Origin of the sequence: Parabacteroides sp. AM08-6, assembly GCF_003473295.1 — a bacterium.
Lineage (GTDB): Bacteria > Bacteroidota > Bacteroidia > Bacteroidales > Tannerellaceae > Parabacteroides.
The window spans coordinates 2,036-25,895 of the sequence record NZ_QRMP01000037.1 but is presented as its reverse complement, the minus strand read 5'-3'; the positions used below and the strand labels follow the sequence as shown (position 1 = coordinate 25,895).

Annotated in this window: 16 protein-coding genes and 1 tRNA gene; 12 read left to right on the top strand and 5 right to left on the bottom strand. The window is 41.5% G+C overall.

All coding sequences use genetic code 11. From position 1 onward, the window contains the following. Positions 1-50: 50 nt before the first annotated feature. Complete coding sequence (locus DW103_RS16195) at positions 51-1,787, bottom strand: T9SS type A sorting domain-containing protein (RefSeq protein WP_122278018.1); 1,737 nt, start codon at positions 1,785-1,787, stop codon at positions 51-53. 71 nt (positions 1,788-1,858) lie between these two features. On the opposite strand from DW103_RS16195, the gene hflX reads away from it, so the two are divergent. Next, entirely contained in the window at positions 1,859-3,070 is a 1,212-nt protein-coding gene (hflX, locus tag DW103_RS16190) for a GTPase HflX (RefSeq protein ID WP_122278016.1), read from the top strand. A gap of 6 nt (positions 3,071-3,076) precedes the next feature. After that, positions 3,077-5,077, top strand: coding sequence for a DUF4954 family protein (locus DW103_RS16185; protein WP_122278022.1), 2,001 nt, complete (start codon positions 3,077-3,079; stop codon positions 5,075-5,077). 8 nt (positions 5,078-5,085) lie between these two features. On the opposite strand, the gene xerD is transcribed toward DW103_RS16185, so the two are convergent. Continuing rightward, positions 5,086-5,991 carry a site-specific tyrosine recombinase XerD gene (gene xerD, locus DW103_RS16180; protein WP_122278014.1) on the bottom strand — a complete coding sequence of 302 codons (906 nt, stop codon included), beginning with the start codon at positions 5,989-5,991 and terminating at the stop codon, positions 5,086-5,088. 99 nt (positions 5,992-6,090) lie between these two features. On the opposite strand from xerD, the gene aroQ reads away from it, so the two are divergent. The 5 genes from aroQ (at position 6,091) to DW103_RS16155 (ending at position 10,293) form a co-directional block, all read left to right on the top strand. Next, positions 6,091-6,507 (top strand): type II 3-dehydroquinate dehydratase, encoded by a 417-nt coding sequence (gene aroQ, locus DW103_RS16175; RefSeq protein WP_122278012.1) that lies wholly within the window; start codon positions 6,091-6,093, stop codon positions 6,505-6,507. Between the two features lie 46 nt (positions 6,508-6,553). Next, complete coding sequence (pyk, locus tag DW103_RS16170; RefSeq protein WP_122278010.1) at positions 6,554-8,005, top strand: pyruvate kinase; 1,452 nt, start codon at positions 6,554-6,556, stop codon at positions 8,003-8,005. A 65-nt stretch (positions 8,006-8,070) separates the two neighbouring features. Beyond that, on the top strand, positions 8,071-8,706 hold the full coding sequence (locus tag DW103_RS16165; RefSeq protein WP_122278008.1) for an O-methyltransferase: 636 nt from the start codon (positions 8,071-8,073) through the stop codon (positions 8,704-8,706). A 12-nt stretch (positions 8,707-8,718) separates the two neighbouring features. Next, complete coding sequence (gene rbfA, locus DW103_RS16160) at positions 8,719-9,054, top strand: 30S ribosome-binding factor RbfA (RefSeq protein ID WP_122278006.1); 336 nt, start codon at positions 8,719-8,721, stop codon at positions 9,052-9,054. A gap of 12 nt (positions 9,055-9,066) precedes the next feature. After that, entirely contained in the window at positions 9,067-10,293 is a 1,227-nt protein-coding gene (locus DW103_RS16155) for an FtsX-like permease family protein (protein WP_122278004.1), read from the top strand. A 442-nt stretch (positions 10,294-10,735) separates the two neighbouring features. On the opposite strand, the gene DW103_RS16150 is transcribed toward DW103_RS16155, so the two are convergent. Next, positions 10,736-11,818: a mannose-1-phosphate guanylyltransferase gene (locus DW103_RS16150; RefSeq protein ID WP_122278002.1), complete on the bottom strand. Its 1,083-nt coding sequence runs from the start codon at positions 11,816-11,818 to the stop codon at positions 10,736-10,738. Between the two features lie 162 nt (positions 11,819-11,980). Between DW103_RS16150 and DW103_RS16145 the strand changes: the two genes are divergently transcribed. Together DW103_RS16145 and DW103_RS16140 are read left to right on the top strand one after the other, a co-directional pair. Continuing rightward, a tRNA-Leu gene (locus DW103_RS16145) sits at positions 11,981-12,064 on the top strand. A 164-nt stretch (positions 12,065-12,228) separates the two neighbouring features. Next, positions 12,229-13,038, top strand: a complete 810-nt coding sequence (locus DW103_RS16140) for a Fic family protein (RefSeq protein WP_122278000.1) — start codon at positions 12,229-12,231, stop codon at positions 13,036-13,038. Positions 13,039-13,067: 29 nt separating this feature from the next. On the opposite strand, the gene ddlA is transcribed toward DW103_RS16140, so the two are convergent. Continuing rightward, positions 13,068-14,162 (bottom strand): D-alanine--D-alanine ligase, encoded by a 1,095-nt coding sequence (gene ddlA, locus DW103_RS16135; protein ID WP_122277998.1) that lies wholly within the window; start codon positions 14,160-14,162, stop codon positions 13,068-13,070. A 252-nt stretch (positions 14,163-14,414) separates the two neighbouring features. Here ddlA and DW103_RS16130 point away from each other — a divergent pair, with 252 nt between their 5' ends. Next, positions 14,415-17,816, top strand: a complete 3,402-nt coding sequence (locus DW103_RS16130; RefSeq protein WP_233545717.1) for an ATP-binding protein — start codon at positions 14,415-14,417, stop codon at positions 17,814-17,816. Between the two features lie 14 nt (positions 17,817-17,830). Beyond that, positions 17,831-19,039 carry a sugar MFS transporter gene (locus tag DW103_RS16125; RefSeq protein WP_122277996.1) on the top strand — a complete coding sequence of 403 codons (1,209 nt, stop codon included), beginning with the start codon at positions 17,831-17,833 and terminating at the stop codon, positions 19,037-19,039. Positions 19,040-19,060: 21 nt separating this feature from the next. On the opposite strand, the gene DW103_RS16120 is transcribed toward DW103_RS16125, so the two are convergent. Next, complete coding sequence (locus DW103_RS16120; RefSeq protein WP_122277994.1) at positions 19,061-19,930, bottom strand: PfkB family carbohydrate kinase; 870 nt, start codon at positions 19,928-19,930, stop codon at positions 19,061-19,063. 179 nt (positions 19,931-20,109) lie between these two features. On the opposite strand from DW103_RS16120, the gene DW103_RS16115 reads away from it, so the two are divergent. Further along, a complete protein-coding gene (locus DW103_RS16115; RefSeq protein ID WP_122277992.1) occupies positions 20,110-23,058 on the top strand; it encodes an alpha-L-arabinofuranosidase C-terminal domain-containing protein in 2,949 nt (982 codons plus the stop codon). Positions 23,059-23,860 lie beyond the last annotated feature (802 nt).

The following is a 23,860-nucleotide window of genomic DNA, read 5'->3' as shown; positions in this document are numbered from 1 at the left end:
GAACGTATTTTTTGCGTTCATCGAACGTGAAACGGAAGAAGCATTATGAGCTAATATAGCATGAACTTCTTTCTCTCTTCATTTTTTGTGGTGTGAATATAGAGTAGGTAAATACCTTTCGGGTAATGTGAAAGAGTGATTTGTTCTCCATTTATAATAGGTCGTTTTAGCAGGCAATTTCCTGTGATATTGAATATTTCAACAAAACCATAGCCTTCAATATTCGACAGGTGTAGAGTGTTTTCTTTTATGTGGAAATGAGGTTGGGATAGTCCGGTGTCCATGTCTGTCGGATTTATGTCTACCGAAGGCTCTTCTGCGGATAGAGTGGAAAAAGAAGATACTTGTAAAAGTTGGGTAGTAGGAGAAAGCGGTTCTGCAGAAACAGGTATCTCGGTACTGGCCGATGCTTTTACGAAAAATGCGGTATAGGGAGGAATGGCAAAATTACCTTGGGCCGGATAGGTTTTATAGTTGCCCTTTTCATATAGATAGATATTTCCGTCGAGGTTGGCAATATCTTTTATTTGTGATACAGGCAGCGGGCAGGGCAGCGGATTTCCACAAAGATACCAGCCGTAATTTTCTTTATTTGTGTTTTCTATAGATGGAGATATTGAAATCGAGATGCAACCGTTTCGGGCAAAGCTGGATGGAATATCTCCGGGCTGGGATGAAAACGTGAGTGTTTGGTCGTCTGCTTTTTCGTCTAATGCAATCAGATACCCTTTATTCTTCTCAAAGACAGGAGTGTTACCGGAAGGGATAGGGAGAACTTCCCAGTTCCCGAATGCCAAATTGTTTTGTGCTCTTTTTTCTCCGTTATATGTTTGGACATAGAAGAAATTTCCTCCGTTATTGGGAGTCGCGTCTTTTTGTTGGAAACGGGTGTCGATATTATTGGCGTAGATGTCGAAAGGAAAGGATATGAAATACCATTTGCCTTTTTCTTCGAAAGTTTTGTGCAGAATGATTTGATTGGTTACGGATAAGTCTCCTTCGGAAGAAAGCAAGCTTTCGGTATTGTATAGATACAAGTCTCTCGTGGTGAATTGGGTATTGGAAGAAATGTGGAGACTTCCGTTATTTATGGCGGTTATTCTGCAATTGATGTCATTGTAGGTTGTGATATTCCCTTCAATAAGTGCTTTTCTGTTTCGAAGGGGCGGATTGTGTGACCAAGAGATGGAATCTTCCCAATTTCCGGAACCTGTGAAAAGGGAGTATTGGCGGATATTTCCATAGGCGAAAACGCTGTCGGTGGTGAAGTAACCGCCTTTTGTATTTGCAGCGGCTTGCGAGGCCTGGATGCTGAGTTTGGATGGGGAATTGGGGATTGTTTTTAGTTTATATTCAAAAGATACATCATTGTTTTCTGGTTTTACGGCGTTCGGTTTTTCCGTTTTCCCCTGACGGAAAAATTCGAATGTCAGATTCTCATTAATCATTAAATGGAAACTGGCTATATGAACTCCTATGCTTACATCAGAATAATAACTTAAACTGTAAGGAGCGAAAGATATTTTACTACCCAAAGATAGCTTTAATTCCGGTTTGTCGGTGATTTCGGTGTTTCCAGATAACTCATATTCCCAATTATCCGTCTTTTCTCCCTTGAATGTCTGCATACGGAACGTATCCGAAACAATTGGGTTTTCTGCACTGTTTATAAAACTATTCCAAGTAGAAGGAGCAGGTTCTTGTGCTTGGATGGGTTGAAAAAGAGTTGTAAGGGCAATAGCCATTACAATTGAACTTAGAAAGGAGTGTAATACATACTTTTTCATAGTGAATATGATTTTGGTTGATATTATGACTGCAAATATAAAGAAATAATTGAAATGATTATCTTTGTCGCATGAAAGAATTTATAATATCTGAGGCACAGACTGAAAACGCGGTTCTTGTAGGGCTGGTTACTCCTGAACAGAACGAGCAAAAAGTACAAGAATATTTGGACGAATTGGCATTCCTTGCCGATACGGCCGGCGCTAATGCTGTGAAAAAATTTTATCAAAAACTGGATTATCCCAATCCTGTGACATTTGTCGGAACCGGTAAATTGCAGGAAATAAAAGAATATGTGGTGGAGCATGACATCGGACTGGTTATTTTTGATGACGAGCTGACTGCCAAGCAATTGCGTAATATAGAAAAAGAGTTGCAGGTAAAGATTTTAGACCGGACTAACCTGATTTTGGATATCTTTGCCAGCCGTGCGCAGACTGCCCATGCGAAGACCCAAGTGGAATTGGCGCAATATAAATATATGTTGCCTCGCCTGACCCGTTTGTGGACTCACTTGGAGCGCCAGCGTGGAGGTGTCGGGATGCGTGGACCGGGTGAAACGCAGTTGGAGACGGATAAGCGTATTATTCTGGATAAGATATCCCGTTTGAAACGTGAATTGGTGGAGATTGACAAGCAAAAAAGTGTTCAGCGGAAGAACCGTGGAAAAATGGTTCGCGTAGCTTTGGTAGGTTATACGAACGTAGGAAAATCGACCTTGATGAACCAATTGAGTAAAAGTGAAGTCTTTGCCGAAAATAAGCTGTTCGCGACTCTGGATACGACTGTCCGTAAGGTAATCGTGGACAATTTGCCGTTTCTTTTGTCGGATACAGTCGGATTTATCCGTAAGTTGCCGACCGAGCTGGTGGAATCGTTCAAATCCACATTGGATGAGGTGCGTGAGGCCGACTTGCTTGTGCATGTAGTAGATATTTCGCATCCTACATTTGAAGAACAAATAGAGGTTGTTAACAAGACGTTGGCTGAAATAGACAAAACGGAAAAGCCGATGATTATGGTATTCAATAAAATCGATGCTTTCACTTTTGTCCCTAAAGAAGAGGACGACCTCACCCCGCGTACTCGTGAAAATATCGATTTGGATGAGTTGAAACGAACTTGGATGAATAAGTTACAGGAAAATTGTATTTTCATTTCAGCCAAGAATCGTACCAATATCGATGCTCTGAAGGCGTTGTTGTATGAGCGGGTGAAGCAAATTCATGTCACTCGTTTCCCCTACAACGATTTTCTTTTCCAGCAGTATGATGAAGAATAAATGATTATGGATAAAACAAGAAAACTACAAGCCGAAGAAATTGCCCGTTTACAGGCAAATGGTTGTAGTGCTGAAAACTGGGAAGATGTGATAGTCGCTTCTTCTTTTAATCCTGAATATATATTAAGTACCCGTTTTTCCGGGAAAATCGTGTTGGGATGTTTTGAGAAAATCTTCACGTTTGCCGGTGGGGTGAAGAAGCATAGCGGCATCCGGAATGCAACTCTCCATAATTGCAGGATAGGTGATAATGTATTGATTGAAGATGTTCACAATTATATTGCCAACTATCGGATTGACGATGAATGTGTTATCCAGAATATAAACGTTATGCTTGTTGAGGGGGAAAGCGCTTTCGGGAATAATGTCGCCGTATCCGTATTAAATGAAACAGGGGGAAGAGAAGTGCCTGTTTACGACGAATTGTCTGCTTCTTTGGCTTATGTGATAGCCCTTTACCGGCATCGTCCTCTGTTGATTGAGCGTTTACAGGAATTGATTGCCGGTTATGCACAGCGTGTTACTTCGACACAGGGATATATTGGGCGGAATGTCCGGATAATCAATACCGGTACTATCCGGAATGTTTGCATAGGCGATTATGTTACTGTCGAAAATTCAACCCGGTTAGAGAACGGAACGATAAACAGTAATGAGAAAGCTCCTGTTTATATCGGTGACAGTGTGATTGCTGAAGATTTTATTATCTCTTCCGGTGCTGTTGTGGCCGACGCTGCCAAAATCATCCGTTGCTTTATCGGACAAGCTTGCCACGTGACACATAACTTTTCGGCGCACGATTCGCTTTTATTCAGTAATTGTGCTTTCGAGAATGGAGAAGCTTGTGCCATTTTTGCTGGTCCGTTTACCGTGTCCATGCATAAAAGCAGTTTATTGATTGCCGGTATGTATTCGTTTCTGAATGCAGGTAGCGGTTCGAACCAAAGTAATCATATGTATAAACTGGGACCTATTCATCAGGGAATTGTAGAACGCGGTTCGAAAACTACCAGCGACTCATATATTCTTTGGCCGGCTCGTATCGGTGCTTTTTCTTTAGTGATGGGTCGTCACCATCATCATAGCGATACTTCGGATATGCCTTTTTCTTATTTGATTGAAAGAGATGATGAAACCTACTTGGTTCCGGGTGTCAACCTGCGTAGTGTCGGAACTATTCGCGATGCCCAAAAGTGGCCACGACGCGATAAACGTACCGACCCGGTACATTTGGACAGGATAAACTATAACCTGTTGAGTCCGTACACTATTTATAAAATGATGAAAGCCTCCGATATACTGAAAGAGCTTCAGGTATTGGTGGGGGAGACTTCTGAAATTTATTATTACCAAAATACCCGCATCAAAGGTTCTTCTTTGCGTACAGCATTAAGTTTGTATGGAATGGCAATTAACAAATTCTTGGGTAATTCTTTAATCAAACGTTTGGAAGGAACGGCTTTTCGTACGATAGAAGAAGTTTGGGAACAGTTGCAACCAACTTCTGCCGAAGGAAAGGGGGAATGGTTGGATTTATCCGGACTTATCTTACCGAAAAACGAACTGGATAGTTTGATAGAGAAGATAGAAACCGGACAAATTACTTCTTTGTCTGCGATTGAAGAGTTCTTCGCGTCGATGCACCATCGCTATTACGATATGGAATGGACTTGGGCGTACGATAAAATACAGGAATATTATCAGGTCGATTTGGCGGCTATCTCTGCTGAAAAGATTATCGAACTGGTTCGTTGCTGGCAAGATTCCGTTATCGGTCTGGATGAACTCTTATATGAAGATGCTAAAAAAGAATTTTCTCTTACCTCTATGACCGGTTTTGGTGTGGATGGTTCCGCAAAAGAAAAGCAGAAAGATTTCGAAGGTGTACGCGGTATTTTCGAAAGCAATCCTTTTGTCACCGCCGTGAAAGAACATATTGTTGTGAAACGGGCATTGGGCGATGAACTGATAAGCAGGATGGATTTGCTGGTTTCAAAAGCAATATAGTTTGCAAATTAATCTTTTTCCTTATTTCTCGGATGATGTTCCAGTATCTCCCTACGTAGGAACTGACGGTCGATGTGTGTATAAATTTCGGTAGTGGTTATTTTTTCGTGTCCGAGCATTTCCTGGATGGCGAGGAGATTGGCTCCACCTTCCAGCAGGTGGGTGGCGAAAGAATGACGGAACGTATGTGGGCTGACAGTCTTTTTTATTCCGGCCATTTCCGTTTGTTGTTTGATAATATGGAAAACCATAATGCGTGATAAAGACGTTCCCCGGCGGCTCAGGAAAAGAATATCTTCGAAACCCTTTTTTACCGGAACTAAATTCCGGTCATATAAATAATTCTTAATTTCCTTAATAGCTGTATTCGAAATAGGAACCAGTCGCTGCTTGCTTCCTTTCCCTTCCACCTTGATGAAACCTTCGTCGAAGTAAATATCCGTAAAACGGAGCGTAATCAGTTCCGATACACGCAGGCCGCAACTATACAGTACCTCCAGCATGGCCCGGTTACGCTGACCTTCCGGCAGGGAAAGGTCGATAGAATCCAATATGTTGTTTATTTCGTTGACAGTCAGAACTTCCGGTAACTTTAATCCAATCTTGGGCGACTCTAACAATTCTGTCGGGTCGGTTGTTATATATTCGTCCAGAAACAGAAATCGATAAAACGATTTAATGCCGGAAATAATACGGGCTTGCGAGCGCGAATGAATGCCGATATCGCGTAACCGGGCGACGAATTGTTGCAAATCATCGTACGTCACATTTTCGTATTTCTTTCCTTCGCTCTCCACGAAACGGGTCAGTTTGTCGAGGTCTGTCAGATAAGCGTCTATAGAGTTGGAGGAAAGCGCTTTCTCCAGGCGTAGATAGGTTTTATATCGTTCTATTTTATCGTTTTCGAGGTGCATTGGACTCGTTACATTATGGATGTGTCAAATTAAATCACTACCTTTGCCGGATATTTTTCTGCCCGTCAAGGTAGTGCAAAGGTAATAAATTACAGCAAAATGAAGAAGATTCAGATTATCAACGGCCCTAATCTTAATCTGTTGGGCAAGCGTGAACCGACAGTATATGGAAATGCTTCATTCGAAAGCTATCTGAGCGAACTGCGTGCCCGGTATCCGCAATGTGAGATTGCGTATTTCCAAAGTAATATAGAAGGTGAAATGATTGATAAAATCCATGAAGTGGGTTTCGACTATGATGGAATTATAATGAATGCAGGTGCTTATACGCATACCTCCATTGCGTTGCACGATGCGATAAAAGCTGTGACTACCCCGGTTGTTGAGGTGCATATTTCGAATGTACATGCCCGCGAATCATTCCGTCACGTTTCCATGATTTCGGCTGCTTGCAAAGGGGTTATTTTAGGTTTCGGGCTGGACTCATACCGTCTGGCGCTTGAGTCGTTTTTGTAGTATATAGTGATTAAAAGGTAATAATAGGTTATAATATTTAGGTTATATGTTAAAGCATACAAAGATAGTTGCTACTGTTTCTGACCAGCGTTGCGATGTTGAATTTGTCGACGCATTGTATAAGGCAGGAATGAATGTCGTGCGCCTCAATACGGCTCACATGGCGGAAGAAGGGTTGAGCAGAGTTGTGAACAATGTTCGTGCCGTATCCGACCGTATCGGTATCCTGATGGATACAAAGGGACCGGAAGTGCGCACTACGACTGCGCAAGATGCTATTCCGTTTAAGACCGGAGAAGTCGTGAAGATTATGGGAAATCCGGAAGGCGAGACTTCGCACGAATGTATTTGTGTGTCTTATAAGAATTTCGTGAACGACCTTGGTATCGGAAGCGATATCCTGATAGACGACGGTGATTTGGAACTGAAAGTTATCGATAAGAAAGAGGATTATTTGGTTTGCGAAGTCCAGAACGATTCCACTTTGGGAAGCCGTAAAAGCGTGAATGTGCCGGGTGTACGTATCAACCTTCCGTCCCTGACGGAAAAAGACCGGAAAAATATTCTTTGGGCTATCGAAAACGATTTGGATTTTATCGCCCATTCGTTTGTTCGTAACAAACAGGATGTGATGGACATTCAACGTATCTTGGACGAACATAATAGCCCGATTAAGATTATCGCTAAAATAGAAAATCAGGAAGGGGTCGACAATGTAGATGAGATTTTGGAAGTGGCTTATGGCATCATGATTGCTCGCGGCGACCTCGGTATTGAAGTCCCGGCTGAGAAAATTCCCGGTATTCAGCGTGTCTTAATCCGCAAATGTGTGGAAATGAAGAAACCTGTTATCGTAGCGACTCAGATGCTCCACTCTATGATTAACAATCCGCGTCCGACACGTGCCGAAGTGACCGATATCGCCAATGCCATTTATTATCGTACAGATGCTTTGATGCTGAGTGGCGAAACGGCCTATGGCAAATATCCGGTAGAAGCGGTCCAGACCATGACAAAAGTAGCCCGCGAAGCCGAAAAGACGAAACTTGCCGCTAATGATATTCGTGTCCCTATTGAAGGAAACGATTTGGATGTGACTTCTTTTCTTGCCAAACAAGCCGTTAAATCTTCTTCCAAACTGCATGTGAAAGCCATTATTACTGATAGCTATACCGGCCGTACAGCCCGTTATCTGGCAGCCTTCCGCGGTACTTCTACCGTATTTGCTATTTGTTATAATCATCGTACTACCCGTATGCTTTCCCTTTCGTATGGTGTTTGGGCTGTTTATCAACCGTTCGATGATAGCCGCCGTGGATATTTCTGCCAGGCACTGAACGAGCTGATTAAGAGCAGACGCATTACCCGCAATGACATGGTAGCTTATCTGAGTGGTAGTTTCGGAGAAGGAGGGGGCACGAGTTTCCTTGAAATCAACAATGTCGGGAAAGTGTTGGATGCGGGAATGAATTACCAGCTTCCTACATTCAAAGATTAAAAGAGTTCTTCGGGGGGGGATTTTAAGAAGCAAATGGAATAGTTTCAGAAAAGAATGTATCGGAAATGACAGGAATTACATTGGATGAATATATTCTTTCCTATAGTGATGAGGAAGGCGTTTTGTTGTCGGCCCTGAACCGGGATGCAAATGTAAACTTGCTTCGTCCGCGTATGTTGTCCGGGCATTTGCAAGGACGGATATTGAAAATGTTTTGCCGGATGCTCCGTCCTCGCCGAATTCTTGAAATAGGTACTTATACCGGTTATGCTACTCTTTGTATGGCGGAAGGATTGGAAGAGGGGGCACTTATCCATACGTTGGAAATTAATGATGAGATGGAAGACTTCATTATGAAATACCTGCCCCGTTCGCCGCATAAGGAAAAAATAAAACTTCATTTCGGTGATGCGCTTGAAATTATTCCGACGCTGGACGAGACATTCGACCTGGTGTTTATCGATGCCGATAAGCGTCTGTATGCGGAATATTTCGATTTGGTCTTTCCGTTGGTACGTCAAGGTGGGCTGATTTTGGCTGACAATACGCTTTGGGACGGGAAAGTATTGGAGAAACCGCATCCTTCGGATAAACAAACTGCCGGTATCCTTAGTTTTAATGATAAGATAAAGGAAGACACGCGTATTGAAAAAGTTATCTTACCTTTGCGTGACGGCCTTACAATGATTTGGAAAAAGTAAAAATAAAGAATTATGGAAAGTACAAGATTAAGTAAAATAGAACGTCTTTTGCAGAAAGAGCTGAGTGATATCTTCCAGAAACAGACACAAGCCATGCACGGTGTCCTGATTTCGGTCAGTGTCGTACGTGTAAGTCCCGACTTGAGCGTGGCGCGGGTTTACTTGAGTATTTTCCCTTCCGAAAAGTCGAAAGAATTGCTGGAAGCTATTCGTACGAACACGAAAGCAATCCGTTTCGACCTTGGACAACGTATCCGTTTGCAGGTTCGTAAAATACCGGAATTGAGCTTCTTTATCGACGACTCATTGGATTATATTGAGAATATTGATAATCTATTGAAAAAGTAAAACAGCACAGCATTGAATTTCCCATTCTATATAGCCCGGCGTTACCTTTTTTCGAAGAAATCCCACAATGCCATCAACATCATATCGATGGTTTCGGTTTGCGGGGTGGTGGTGGCTACGACAGCTTTAGTCTGTGCCATGTCTGTATTGAATGGGTTTGTGACGCTTGTCGCTTCCATGTTCAGTAATTTCGACCCGGTGTTGAAAATTATGCCTGTGCAGGGAAAAGTTTTTGACCCGACTACATCGTCTATGCAGGAAGTCCGGAAACTACCCGGAGTGGTTTATTTCAGTGAAGTATTGCAGGACAACGCATTGGTAAGCTATCGGGACCGGCAATCCGTTGCCACTATCAAAGGAGTGGATGATAATTACCGTAATCTGACATGTATTGACAGTATAATGATAGACGGTGAATTCCAGTTGTACGACGAGGTTGTCAATTATGCGACAGTAGGGGCCGGACTGGCTATGCGACTGGGCGTAAGGGCCAACTTCTCCGACCCGCTTGAAATATATGTGCCGAAACGGGATGAAAAGGTCAATATGTCTAATCCGGCAAGCTCTTTCAATTTGGAATACGCTTTTATCCGAGGTGTTTATGTCACCAATCAGCAGATATATGACGAAGATTTTATGTTGCTTCCGTTATCATTGGTCCGTACGCTGCTCCATTACGATAAGGAAGTGACGGCTATTGAGTTGGGGCTGACTCCGGATGCCGATGTCTCTGCCGTTAAGAAACAGATAAAGTCCATTTTGGGAGATGAGTATTTTGTTAAGGACAGGTATGAGCAACAAGATGCCTCGTATAAAATGATGCAAGGAGAGAAATGGGTGATATTCCTGATTCTCTGTTTTATTCTCGGGTTGGCATTATTTAATGTTGTCGGCTCCCTGGCTATGCTGATGATAGAGAAAAAGAATGATGTCCGGACATTGCGAAATATGGGGGCGGATGACCGCTTGATACGTCGTATTTTCTTATTCGAAGGATGGATGATTTCCGGTTTCGGAGCGTTAATAGGTATCGTGATTGGTGTGATTCTTTGTCTTTTGCAACAGGAACTGGGGTTGATTAAATTAGGTGAGGCTTCCGGCTCTTTTGTTATCAATGCTTACCCCGTACGTGTGGAATTGAGCGACATCCTGACTGTCTTCGTTACAGTAGTATCTATCGGTTTCCTGGCAGCTTGGTATCCGGTCCATTATTTGGGAAAGAGGCTGCTGTTGAACTGATGGTGTAGCATGCTCCCCTCTGCGTTTTCATCCAATTTTATCCTTCATCCTTCATTTCCAGAATAAGTATCTGTCACAGTGTCTCTTACACTGAATGATGCCCAGGAATTATCCTTCAGCCCATCCTTCAAATCATTCAGGAAGGGGTGTTTTTCCCTGTTTCTTTTTTCCCTTATGTAAAGTAAAGGGGAGTATCATACAAATTAAGACAAGCCATACGACTTATTCCCTTACCGACCCGGGTCGGCAACTTTTGCGAGCTGGGGTGATAAGCTTACCGACCCAGCTCGGCAAGGTTGTCGAGCCGGGAGCAAAGAGGAAAGGGTGCTATCTTCGGGGATAAACTGTCCGATGAAACGCACTAATTCTCTGTCCTATCCATGCTAAGATAACACTTTTGATGATTTCTCTTCCGCCCCTCTTGTCTTATTTTATAATTCAGTTAATTGAATTCCTTCCCGTAATTCATCTGGGCATCGGCAATGTATTGTTTGATACGTTGTTCGTCTTCTTTCTGGCAGATAAGCAGGACATTTCCGGATTCTGCAATGATACAGTCGTGGATACCCTGAATGACAGCCAAACGGTCGGAGTTGTCCAGCGCAATGACATTACCGGTACTTTCGTAAAATATAGCTTTGTTATTTTTCAGTACTGCGTTGTTATTCTCATCTTTGCGGGCAAGGTCGAATAAGGAGCCCCATGTTCCGAGGTCTGCCCAACCGAAATCCACGCAAAGCATATAAACGTTGTCCGCTTTTTCCATGATGCCGTAATCGATGGAAATATTCAGGCAATAAGGGAAGTTCTCCTGAATAAAAGCATGTTCATCCGGAGTATTAAACATGTCTTTCCCGAGGTCGAAACGTAAGGAAATATCAGGCAGGAATTTGGAAAAAGCTTCCAGAATAGTATTTACGTTCCAGACAAACAGCCCGGAATTCCAGAAAAACTCGCCGCTTTCCATAAATACTTTAGCCAATTCTAAATCAGGTTTTTCTGTAAATGTCTTGACTTTAGTAAATTCTCCCAGCATGTTGTCGCTGCTCTGAATGTAACCGTAACCCGTTTCCGGTCGGCTAGGCTTAATTCCTAATGTCACTAATGCATTGTTCTCTTTGACAAAGTCTAATGCTTTTTGTACATCCTGTAGGAAAATCTCCTCTTTCAGAATCAGGTGGTCCGATGGAGCAACTACAATGTTGGCGTTAGGATTGCAAGCTTTGATATGATAAGCTGCATAGGCAATACAGGGTGCTGTATTACGACGTGCCGGTTCCAGCAGAATTTGTTTTTCCTGCAACTCCGGAAGTTGTTTCTTAACTAAAGATGCGTATAGTTCATTTGTTACAATATAAATGTTTTCGACAGGGATGATTTTGGAAAAGCGGTCGAAAGTCATTTGTAACAGTGAGCGGCCTGTTCCGAAAAAGTCTAAAAACTGTTTGGGGTAGCTTTCCCTGCTAAAAGGCCAAAAGCGACTACCTATTCCGCCGCCCATGATAACGCAATAATTATCTTTCATGATGATTCAGGCTGTTTTTTGTTATTCTCTTACAAAGTTAACGAAATAATCCGTGATTCCGTCTATCTTAATCCCTAAGAAGATATAAAATGAAAAAAAAGCGGGAAATGCTTGTCCGTTTAAAAATAATGTCTACCTTTGCAACGCATTTCAAAAATAAATGCCCAGATGGCGGAATTGGTAGACGCGCTGGTCTCAAACACCAGTGGATTCACTTCCATGCCGGTTCGATCCCGGCTCTGGGTACAAGGGTAAAAGCTAAGTATTGAATTTTCAATTACTTAGCTTTTTTGTTTTATTTAAATATTCCCCACATCTGCAAAATCACAGTAAGAAAATAGCCGTTTCGTTTGGTGAAATGTTATATCAGAAGTAATTTTGGGAAAATAACAATTAAAAGATAGCCTATCATGGAAAAGGATATTTGGCAGGAGATAGAAGGACTGTACAGGGAGTTCCAGGAACTTGGTATCAGTCAGTCGGTGGACTATGAGAAGTACTACCTCTATTCTCTTATTGCCCATTCTACGGCTATTGAAGGGTCTACTCTCACAGAAATGGAAACGCAGCTTCTTTTTGATGAAGGGGTAACTGCCAAAGGAAAGCCATTGGTCTATCATTTGATGAATGAAGATTTAAGGAAAGCATACGAACTTGCCAAAGAAGATAGTGAGCAAGGTGCAGTGATTACCCCTGCTTTCTTGCAAAAGTTGAATGCTACGCTAATGCGTACTACTGGAAGTGTGCATAATGTGATAGGTGGTTCTTTCGATTCTTCCAAAGGCGAGTATCGTTTATGTGGTGTTACCGCTGGTGTTGGTGGACGTTCCTATATGAGTTATCAGAAAGTGTCTGCCAAAGTAGAGGAACTTTGTTCAATTTTGCAGGAGAAGCAAAAGGCGATGGGGACATTTCGGGAACAATACGAATTGAGCTTTAATGCTCACCTTAACTTGGTTACTACTCATCCGTGGGTGGATGGTAATGGAAGAACAGCTCGTTTGTTGATGAATTATATCCAGTTCTGCTACAATCTTTTCCCAGCTAAAATATTTAAGGAAGATAGGGAAGAATATATTCTTTCTTTGCAGCAATCCCAAGAGGAAGAAATAAATCAGCCATTCTTGAACTTCATGGTGATGCAATTGAAAAAATCGCTTGCCTTGGAAATAGAACGGTTCAATACTTCACGGAAGCAAGGATTCAGCTTTATGTTCTAAGGTCTTCTCCGTTTTGTTCAAATTCTACTTTATAGTCCTTTTATTTTTGTCGATAGAATCGAGTTGCGTTTATGTCTTTGAATTGCCAAAGAAATAAGTTCTGTTATTAAATCTTTTTCGGTAATTCCTGTATATTCCCAAACTTTAGGGTACATGCTGATTTCTGTAAATCCGGGTAGCGTATTAATTTCGTTCAATACTAATTTGTTTTCTTTAGAAAGAAGGAAGTCAATACGAGACATACCCTCACAACAAATAGTCTTGCAAGCTTTGACTGCCAATTCCCGGATTTTGTCGGATATGTCGGTGGCTATCCTTGCAGGAACTTGCAGTGTTGCTCCGTTTGAACTGATGTATTTTGCATCGTAAGAATAGAAATCTTTAGTTGCCACAATCTCACCCACAACAGAGGCTTGCAGGCTTTCGTTCCCTAACACTCCACATTCAAGCTCTTTCCCGATAACAGCTTCTTCTACCAATATCTTATTGTCAAATTGGAAAGCTGTTGATAGTGCCACATTATATTCATTTTCATTTGTGACCTTGCTTACTCCCACTGAGGAACCTGCATTAGCGGGTTTTATAAACAAAGGGAGTCCTAAGTCGGATGCAAGTTCTTTAAATGAGTGTTCTGTCGGAAAATGTTTATATATTGTGTAAGAGTTCGCTACGGGTATGCCTGCTGCTTGTAAAAGGCGTTTGGTTACATCCTTATCCATAGCGATGGCAGAGCCTAAAACGTCTGGACCAACAAAAGGCACATCCATCGACTTTAATATTCCTTGTAATGTGCCGTCCTCTCCGAATGTTCCATGAACAATAGGAAAAGCTATATCGAAACTTATTAAATCTCGATTTTCTTTTTTACTAATAACATTAACTGCATTCCCTACCACAGACAGATATACATTTGTAGCTTCAACAAAATAATCATTGTCTGCTAAATTTATATCATCTGTTGCGTAACTGCTATCATAAAACCATTCACCCGATTTGTCTATTCCCAATAGGATAGGAATAAAGTGAGTTCTGTCTATTGACTTGTAAATATTGGTCGCGGATTTTAGCGACACCTCGTACTCGGCGGATTTACCACCAAATATAATTGCTACTTTTAATTTCATATTTTGGTACTTTGTGCAAAAGTACTATTTTTATTACCAAAGTATTTTAATATGAGTACCATTATTCAAGATATTTACTGCAAATATTCAATGGAATGACTATACCACTGACAGAGGAGTGAACTTTATGGAAATCCGAAGATGAAATGAATCAGGATAATTTGTGATTCTGTGGGATTAAGCGATTATTTTGAATGCCAAATATTAAAAAATAAGCTTTACATTTGCACTTTCTTAAAGTGTTGGGAGAAAATGAAACAGAAACAATCGACGGCGGACAACTCGGTAATGATAGTTTTTTGCCTTTTATTTTTTTTGCTATCTTTTCGGCTTTGGGGACAGACTCCGAAGAATGAAAATGGGGGAATATTACTTATCAGTTCATATTCTCCTATAAAAGAAGAAGGACAACATGTTATTTCTTCTTTTATCCACGAGATGAAAGATTATACAAATACTCAGATACATGTAGAATATATGGACTGTGAGTCTTTCCCAGTGTTTGATACTTGGAAAGATTGGATGTGGCAACTGTTTCGTGCTTATAAGACAAAGCCGGAAGTGGTTGTTTTATTCGGAGGTGAAGCATGGTCGGCTTATCGTCGGGTTTGTCCTGAGGAATGGCGAGATATTCCGGTTGTATTAGGAGGTGTAAAAAATCGCTTTATTGATTATAGCAAAGGTGAGGATAGTGTAGCGAACATAAAAAATCTTGTTCTAACGCGTGAAACTTTCAATGGTTTTAAAGTTACCGGCTATTATTATGAAGACTATATAGAAGAAAATATAAAATTGATAAAAACACTTCAGCCACATATCAAACGTATTGCGGTTTGTTATGATAACCGTTATTCATTGCTTTTCTTTAAAGACTATTTGGAAACACTTTTTGAAAGTATAGATTCCTTGGAATTATGTTATTTGCCCGGTAATGAGTTGACTACTCCCATGTTGTTGGATTCCATTGCCGGAATGGATGATAGCTATGCTTTGCTTACGGCAGGTTGGTATACAGATGCCGTCCGATATCCTCATTCTTATTCTATGTTTCATAATGAGTTAGCTCGTTTCACAAGTAAACCGGTATATGAAATAGCCGATCAGGGAGAAATGAATATGAATTATGTGGGCGGTTATTTTGTCAAAGGTAAAGATTTGGGAAAGGACCTTGCTCATCTCACTTATGATGTATTAACGAAAGGGATAGAAAATAGTTCTGTTTTTCAGGTTACGCCATCTGCCCCGCATTGTTACATTAATTATCCCACTTTCAAAAAAGTGGGATTCGATAAAAAGCTTTTACCCTCGGATACCGTTTTTTATAATAAGAAGCCTTCTTTGTTAGAGGAACATCCGGTAGGATTCTTATTAATCTTGTTCGGTATGCTTCTCATGTTAATTTTGTTCTTGGTTGTGCTGTTTAATCGAAAAAGACGGGAGATGGCTTATATTAAAGAGAACGGCCGGATGATGAAATTAATTAGTACCATGCCTGATATGGCCATTATTTATGATACCAAACTGAATATTGTGGATGTTGTGAATTCTGCCGGGCATGTTCTGAATGAAGTAAAAAGAGAAGAATTGATTGGTTTGAATGTACGAAATATCGTATCGGTTCATTCTTTATCACAAGAGGCGTTGGACGAACTTGTCCAAAATGTTTCCGATACCATGGCTACAAAGCAGATTCATATATTTAATTACGAATATTTGCATGAAGGGGTTTCCTATTATGCAAAAGCGCGTACGGTTCCCTTCAACGAAGACCAAGTGATTTGTTTTGTTCATGATATAACCTCTTCGATTGTAGCAGAAAGGGAAATCCTCAAGTTGAAAACATTCCTACAGTCCATTGTGGATAATTTGCCCGTTGGCTTGTTTATCAAAGATGTTCAAAATGAATTTCGATATTTATTTTACAATAACAAGGTTTCGGAGTATTATAATAAAGATTCGGCTTCGATGTTGGGCAAAAATGATTTTGAGGTCGATGACCCTTCGGCTGAACAATTTAGAAAAGAAGACGAACTAGTGGTGCGGAGCGATAAACCTCTTTCTTTCAACCATGTATTTAAAGAAGAAAAGGATGGTGAACCTATTCGTTGGGGAATTATAACTAAAACACGGTTGTTCGACCAGAATGGAGATTGCTATGTGATTGGCACCGTTGCAGATACGACAGAGATACGTAAAAATGAGATGGAATTGGATAATATCCGAGAGGAACTTTCCATGGCTATGGACGCAGGTTCTCTTTCTGCTTGGTGTTATGATATAGCTCTCGGGAAATTTTCTTCTCTCTATAAAGATACATTGGTGGGAGATGGTCTTTTTGACCAGGAGCATCAGGTTAAATTGCACCCTGATGATAAGGAAAAATACCGGATATTTATGGAGCGGCTTTCTTCCGGAATATCTGTGAAAGAAAGAGAAATTTTCCGTTTTCTTCAGGATGGAAAATATGGATGGTTTGAAACTTTTGCTGCAGGTCTTAAGTCGGATAAAACGGGTGAGATAGTCCAAATTATCGGTACGCAGAAGAATATTACGAATGAAATGATGCAACAACAGGAGTTGGAAGAGAATAAGTTGAAATTGGAATTCACTTTGGAGGCAGCTCAGATTATTTCTTGGGAATATAATGTTGATACACAAATGTTTTATTCGCCTAAATCAACTGTAATTGAAGGCCCAAATATATCTTTGGATGGTTATTTAGCTTATATTCATCCGGATGATGCGCCTTTACTTAGGGAAGGATTACTTGATTTGTCTAGTGGTCGAATTCCGGTCATGGATGTTCAAATACGTACTATTGAAAGTTTGGGCAATCGCTGGTTTGAGATGCATGCAGTTCCTTATGGATATGGAGAAGACGGGAGATTAACGAAACTGATAGGATTGAGGCGGGATATTACAGACTTGAAAATAACAGATGAATTGATAAGATTGCGAGATAAAGCGGAAGAAGCCAACCGTTTGAAGAGTGCTTTTTTAGCAAATATGAGTCACGAAATACGTACTCCTTTAAATGCTATTGTCGGTTTTTCAAATCTGATTGCAGAAACGGAAGACCCGGAAGAAATAAGCGCTTATGTGAAAATTATCGAGACAAATAATGAATTGTTGCTTCAGTTAATTAATGACATACTCGATTTGTCAAAGATTGAAGCCGGCCAATTGGATTTCAATTATTCGAATGTGGATTTGAACGATGTATTTAATGATCTCTATCAGATATTCCAGAGCCGCGTGAAAGAGGATGTTCGGTTAATTTGTGAACTACCGGAAGAAAACTACCCCTTATATTCGGAAAAGAATCGATTGATGCAGATACTTTCTAATTTCCTGAGTAATGCCTGCAAATATACATTTGTAGGTACTATCACGATGGGATATGAAAAGGATGGGGATTGGCTACGTTTTTATGTGTCGGATACCGGGAAAGGGATTGCTGCAGAAAATATTCCGCATGTATTCGAACGGTTTGCTAAATTTGATAGTTTTGTACAGGGAACGGGACTTGGGTTATCCATCTGTGAATCCATTATACAATCGCTGAATGGTAAAATAGGTGTGGAGTCGGAGGAAGGAAAGGGTTCTACTTTTTGGTTTACACTGCCTTGTCAATCAGTAAAAGAAGATTTATAAATTAAAGTGATAAAATGGAGAGAGAAAAAAAATCATTGGTAAAGAAAGAGTATCTTATACCTTTCATATTAGTCACTTCCTTATTCTTTTTATGGGGATTTGCACATGCTATTCTGGATGTACTGAATAAACATTTTCAGGAAGCGCTTGTGATGACTAAGGCTCATTCCGCTTTCATACAGGCAACGATGTATACCGGCTATTTTACGATGGCTATTCCGGCCGGGCTTTTTATCAATAAATATGGATACCGGAAAGGGGTAGTGTTCGGGTTAATACTTTATGGTATAGGTTCTTTGCTGTTTATTCCAAGTGAACATCTGATGTCGTTCAACTTTTTTCTCTTTTCTCTTTTTGTCATCGGTTGTGGTTTGACGTTCCTTGAAACAGCTGCCAATCCTTATGTGACCGAATTAGGTGCTCGCGAAACAGCTGCCAGTCGGTTAAACTTAGCTCAATCGTTTAATGGATTGGGGTGTATTTGTGCTCCGGTAGTAGGAGGTTTGCTACTTTTCTCGGAAGGGAAGGAGACGAATATTTCATTGCCTTATACTATAATGGGAGTTGTGGTATTGGCTGTAGCCCTTCTCTTTTTGCGGATTCGTTTGCCGGAAATCGACCATACGGAGGAGGATAAGCATATAGAGACGCATACCGGCTTGTCCGGTTTGTGGAAACATCGTCGCTTTGTCTGGGGTGTTGCCGCCTTGTTTTGTTATGAGATTGCAGAGATTTCGATAAACAGCTTTTTCATTAATTATGTGACGGACGATGGTTGGATGAGTACGCAGGATGCGGCGGTCGTGTTATCGTTCGGCGGATTGGGCTTGTTTATGGTGGGACGTATTATCGGTAGCTGGATTATGAGTTTTATCCGTGCGGAAAAGGTCTTGTTTGTTTGTGCTGTTTTTACAGTATTGGCCTCTTTGTTGATAACGTTGAATTTGGGTACGCTGTCGAAAGGTTCCCTTTTTGCCTGTTATATTTTTGAAGCTATTATGTTTCCGACGATATTCGCCATCTCTCTACGGGGACTGGGAGGATATACGAAAAGAGCTTCTTCTTTCCTGATGATGTCGCCAGTAGGGGGAGCCGTGGGCCCTTTACTGATGGGCTATGTCGCCGACGCAAGTTCCATGTCTTTCTCTTTTATCATACCGCTGTGCGGCTATTCTGTCGTGGCCATTTATTCGTATATGGCCTTGATGGGGAAAATAAGATAGAGATAAAAAAGAAGATACGTGCTATAATAATCGGAGCACCTCTTCTTCCGTTCCGCAGAAAGGGCCGGAGGCTTCCAGTTTTATCGTGCACATGGCAGCGGCGAAGTTGCCAGCTTCCCGGTAAGAAGCTCCTTTGGTGCGCATATGCAGATAGCCGGCCATATAAGTATCGCCACATCCTGTTGCGTCGACGATTTCGGCAGGAGGATATGCCGGAATTTCATAAAAGTTCTCTTCCGCATAAATCAGGGAGCCCCTGCTGCCTAATGTGAGTAACACTTCCTTTACTCCCAGTTCCGCCAGCATGAGAGCGGCTTGATGGGGATTGGAGCAGCCGGTAAGCACCTCCATTTCATGTTCGTTGGCTTTCAGGATGTGGATATATTTAAGCGCTTCTTCTTTGTCCGTCCAGTCGATGGCATATACTTTTTCTCCCCTTACTTCACGTAGATAACCTTGTACGTCGACGGATAAAAGTCCTTTGGCTGATAAATACTTGATTACATCGAGCGAGAAATCATCAGCCAGCAAGCTCCCCAAGTGATAGATATGGGCGTTTACATCTTGTAATCCTTTTATGGTGAACGGCTCGGCTTTTGCTAAAACGCGTTGGCTTCGGTTATCCTGATTTTTTCCATATTTGTTTTCGAAATAGACGGAATGCGTACTGGGCAGTACCTTGACGGCTATCCCTTTTCTGCGAATTGCCTCGACGGCATCCATTTCGCTTTGAGCCAGTGCGGTCACTAACTGAAAATTGGAACTGTCTAAATTGCTGATGGCGTGTGCAAAATAGAAAGCGGTTCCTCCCGGCATATGGACTGTGTTTTTCGGGGTCACTATTTTATCCAACGTAATGTGACCGATACAGCAAAGATTGTATGTGTTCATTTTTCCTTTTTAAATCAGGCTGCAAAAATAGACAAAAACACTTATATAACCCATAGATACGGTGTTTTAACTCTTTTCGGGATAGAATTGTGATTAAATAGTGATAATTGTACACTTTTTATTATATTTGCCGATGTAATAGTGTATCAAATTAAATAATACCCGAAAAACATGCTATAATGAGAAAGTATCAAGTGATTTTTAGTTTACTGCTATTGATGTTGCCGGCCCTGCTTCCGGCTCAGGAAAACTCTTCTGCAGCTTCGGAGAAGCCGTATTATCTGTTCGCCTATTTTACCGATAAGAATGAAAATCGGAATGGTCTTCATTTGGCTTGGAGCGATGACGGGTATAAATGGCATAGTATCGGCCCGGAGTATAGTTTTCTGAAATGTGATTATGGAACCTGGTATGCCGATAAGCGGATGCGTGATCCTTTTATTCTAAAAGGGCCGGATGGTCTTTGGCATTGTATTTGGACGCTCAATTGGGATGGGAATGCTATCGGTTATGCTTCTTCGCCGGATTTGATACACTGGTCGCGCCAATCATACCCGAAAGTGATGGAGGGCTATGAAGTGAGAAATTGCTGGGCGCCTGAAATGGTGTATGACGATGAAAAACAGCAGTACGTTATTTTCTGGGCCAGTACCATTAAGGAGAATGGCGTCTGGATAACAGAACCGGGTGAGAAATATGATCACCGCATGTATTATACCACTACAAAAGATTTTAAGACTTATACCCCGGCAAAGCTTTTTTTCGACCCTGGACATAATGTGATAGACGCCACTATCCGGAAAAAGGATGGAAAATATTATATGCTATATAAAGATGAACGAATTTACCCGAAACCCCGCAAGGAGTTGCTGGTTGCCGTTGCCGAACATGCCGAAGGCCCTTATATCCCGACCGGTGACGAGCCTTTTGCTGTCGATTGGGTGGAAGGACCTGCCGTTTGTCCGCTTCCGGATGATACTTATGTGGTCTATATGGATGCTTACACGCGCCACCGGTATGAAGCTAAGCAAACACGTGATTTTAGAAACTGGGAAGATGTAACTGAGCGTATCTCCATTCCGGCGAATGCCAAACATGGTTCCATCATTTCTGTTACGAAAGCATTTGTGGATAATCTGATTGCGGAAGTGGAAGCTGGCAAAGTGCGCGAGCAGCAACGAAACGAGCGGTTGGCACTTCCCGAGTCGGAACTTTCTTCCCTGCCTGTAGAAGCAAAAATAACCGTCCAAGGTAATCAGTCTAAAAAGATAAGCGACCATTTGTTTGGTATATTCTTTGAAGATTTGAATTATGCGGCTGATGGTGGTCTGTATGCGGAACTGATACAAAATCGTGATTTTGAATATAACCCGGAAGACAAGGCAGGGAACGACCCGAACTGGAACGAACGATATGCTTGGGAATTGTGTCCGGTTGAAAAGGTATTGAAAGACGAAGTAAATGCAGCATTTGCTGTCAGCAAAGATACGATTTCCCCTATACATCCCAATAATCCGCATTTTGCGGAACTATCTGTAAAAACGCCCGGTTCGGCTTTAGTGAATAACGGTTTTGATGGTATTGTCGTGAAAAAAGGGGAACGTTATCATTTTTCTTTTTTCTCCAAAGTACTGGATGGAAAAGGGGGGAAAGTTGCTGTGCGTTTGATTGATAAGGAGATGAGGACGTTGGCCGAAGCAAAAGTGAATGTTTCTTCCCCGAAATGGAAAAAAACGGAGGCCGTTTTGTCGGCAACCGGAGATGCTGATAATGCCCGGTTGGCTATTTATCCATTGAAGCCCTCTTTATATGGATTCGATATGGTATCCCTTTTTCCACAGGAAACTTTTAAGGGGCGTAAGAATGGCTTGCGTAAAGATTTGGCGCAAACCATTGCCGACCTGCATCCGCGTTTTATGCGTTTTCCCGGTGGCTGTTTGGCACATGGTGACGGTATACATAATATTTACAGGTGGAAAAATACGATTGGTCCGCTCGAAAGCCGCCGGCCTCAACGTAATCTTTGGGGGTATCATCAGACTGCCGGACTGGGGTATTTCGAGTTTTTTCAGTTCTGCGAAGATATTCAGGCTGAGCCTGTTCCGGTTATTGCTGCCGGTGTGTGCTGCCAGAATTCACGTGGGGGAGGACAGCAGGGGATACCGATGTGCGAGATGGATGATTTTATACAAGATATTTTCGACTTGGTTGAGTATGCTAATGGTGATGTATCTACCCAATGGGGAAAGAAACGTGCTGAGGCAGGCCATCCGAAACCTTTCAATTTGAAGTATATCGGTATCGGAAACGAAGATCAGATTACCGATACTTTTGAGGAGCGCTTTACCATGATTTATCGGGCTTTGAAAGAAAAACATCCAGAGATAACCGTTATAGGGACAGCCGGGCCGTTCAATGAAGGTACGGATTATGTGGAAGGATGGGCGATTGTGAACAAACTGGGTGTTCCGATGGTGGATGAACATTATTATCAGACTCCGGGCTGGTTTCTTAACAACCAGCATTTCTATGACTCGTATAATCGCCAGGGGGCCAAAGTTTATTTGGGTGAATATGCAGCCCATTTGCCCGGCCGTCCGAATAATCTGGAAGCTTCGCTGGCTGAAGCTACTTATATGACTTCACTGGAGCGGAACGGGGATGTGGTCAGTATGGCCTCCTATGCCCCTTTGTTGGCGAAAGAAGGGCATACGCAATGGAATCCCGATTTGATTTATTTCAATAACCAGGAAGTGAAACCAACGGTGAATTACTATGTTCAACAACTATATGGTGAAAATGCCGGCGACAGGTATCTTTCTTCAATTGTTGATTTGTCCGTCTCTTCCGATGCTGTGAGTAAGCGCTTCCCTGTATCGGTGGTACAGGATAGCAGGAGTGGGGATGTTATCTTGAAGATGGTAAACCTGTTGCCGGAGGCAACAAAAGTTTCCGTCCTTTTGGAGGATATTCAGGTTGCGGATACCCAAGCGGTAAAAACTGTTTTGTCCGGTGCTCTGGATGATAGAAACAGCAAACCGGAGGTTTCGACCTGTACGGTAGGTCAAAACTTTACATGCGAATTGCCGGCTTATTCCTTTACGATTATCCGGGTGAAGACAAAGTAAAGTTTAAGAATACCTGAAAGGAGTTTCAACCAATGAGGTTGAAACAAAACAAAACCCGTGTAGGAATAGTCCTACACGGGTTTTGTTTTGTCTAAAAGTCTTAGTTTCTTCTATAATTATTTTTGAAAACCTTGTTTGTTTTTTCGATGCAGAAACTAAAAAAGGTCTCGTTTGAGAGTGACAAAGAAGATACTGTCCAAAAATAGGATAGGAAGCTTCCTTTGAAGGGGAAAGATGCTTCCTTTTTCTATTTTCGTCCTTTGCAAATTTACTTTCAATATATATAAAAAGAAAAGAATACAATTGTTGTTTAATAAATAAACAATTATCTTTTTTACTTTCAATATATATGGAAAGTAAAATCGCTAGTAACGAATTTTTACAAAGAATGGGACGAATTGTTCATTTCATGGTAGGTGTTTCATAAATTCAATGTTGCCTGAAAAGAAGAATTGTCCGATAAATATTGGGGAAGATAGAGAGATGTAATTTTATGCTCTATTTAGCGAAGAGTTCTTGTTAGTTGATTTATTCAACTTGCAGGCTGTTTTTTCTTCTGTCCGAATCTTTTCTTAGGCAGTGCTGGTTGGTATATATTATTTACAAGCGTTAACATTTAAAGCGGGGAACTCTTCTTGAAAATCTTCAATTCTTAGAAAATGGCGTTTTTGAGGCTGAAAAGCATTTTTGTAAATGGCTGATTACTAGTATGATGCAATTTTACTAATGTACGCGTGTACCTATATAATATAGGGGGTGAAACGGGGTGATTTTAAAGTGTATTTTATTGGTACAGAGGAGT

What these genes read in the sequence shown, in the direction of transcription:
- rbfA (WP_122278006.1), top strand. Translation starts at nt 8,719, where the DNA reads ATGGAAAGTACAAGATTAAGTAAAATAGAACGTCTTTTGCAGAAAGAG.
- xerD (WP_122278014.1), bottom strand. Translation starts at nt 5,991, where the DNA reads ATGCACCTCGAAAACGATAAAATAGAACGATATAAAACCTATCTACGC.
- hflX (WP_122278016.1), top strand. Translation starts at nt 1,859, where the DNA reads ATGAAAGAATTTATAATATCTGAGGCACAGACTGAAAACGCGGTTCTT.
- DW103_RS16115 (WP_122277992.1), top strand. Translation starts at nt 20,110, where the DNA reads ATGAGAAAGTATCAAGTGATTTTTAGTTTACTGCTATTGATGTTGCCG.
- ddlA (WP_122277998.1), bottom strand. Translation starts at nt 14,162, where the DNA reads ATGAAATTAAAAGTAGCAATTATATTTGGTGGTAAATCCGCCGAGTAC.
- DW103_RS16140 (WP_122278000.1), top strand. Translation starts at nt 12,229, where the DNA reads ATGGAAAAGGATATTTGGCAGGAGATAGAAGGACTGTACAGGGAGTTC.
- DW103_RS16165 (WP_122278008.1), top strand. Translation starts at nt 8,071, where the DNA reads ATGACAGGAATTACATTGGATGAATATATTCTTTCCTATAGTGATGAG.
- DW103_RS16130 (WP_233545717.1), top strand. Translation starts at nt 14,415, where the DNA reads ATGAAACAGAAACAATCGACGGCGGACAACTCGGTAATGATAGTTTTT.
- DW103_RS16125 (WP_122277996.1), top strand. Translation starts at nt 17,831, where the DNA reads ATGGAGAGAGAAAAAAAATCATTGGTAAAGAAAGAGTATCTTATACCT.
- DW103_RS16150 (WP_122278002.1), bottom strand. Translation starts at nt 11,818, where the DNA reads ATGAAAGATAATTATTGCGTTATCATGGGCGGCGGAATAGGTAGTCGC.
- pyk (WP_122278010.1), top strand. Translation starts at nt 6,554, where the DNA reads ATGTTAAAGCATACAAAGATAGTTGCTACTGTTTCTGACCAGCGTTGC.
- DW103_RS16195 (WP_122278018.1), bottom strand. Translation starts at nt 1,787, where the DNA reads ATGAAAAAGTATGTATTACACTCCTTTCTAAGTTCAATTGTAATGGCT.
- DW103_RS16120 (WP_122277994.1), bottom strand. Translation starts at nt 19,930, where the DNA reads ATGAACACATACAATCTTTGCTGTATCGGTCACATTACGTTGGATAAA.
- DW103_RS16185 (WP_122278022.1), top strand. Translation starts at nt 3,077, where the DNA reads ATGGATAAAACAAGAAAACTACAAGCCGAAGAAATTGCCCGTTTACAG.
- aroQ (WP_122278012.1), top strand. Translation starts at nt 6,091, where the DNA reads ATGAAGAAGATTCAGATTATCAACGGCCCTAATCTTAATCTGTTGGGC.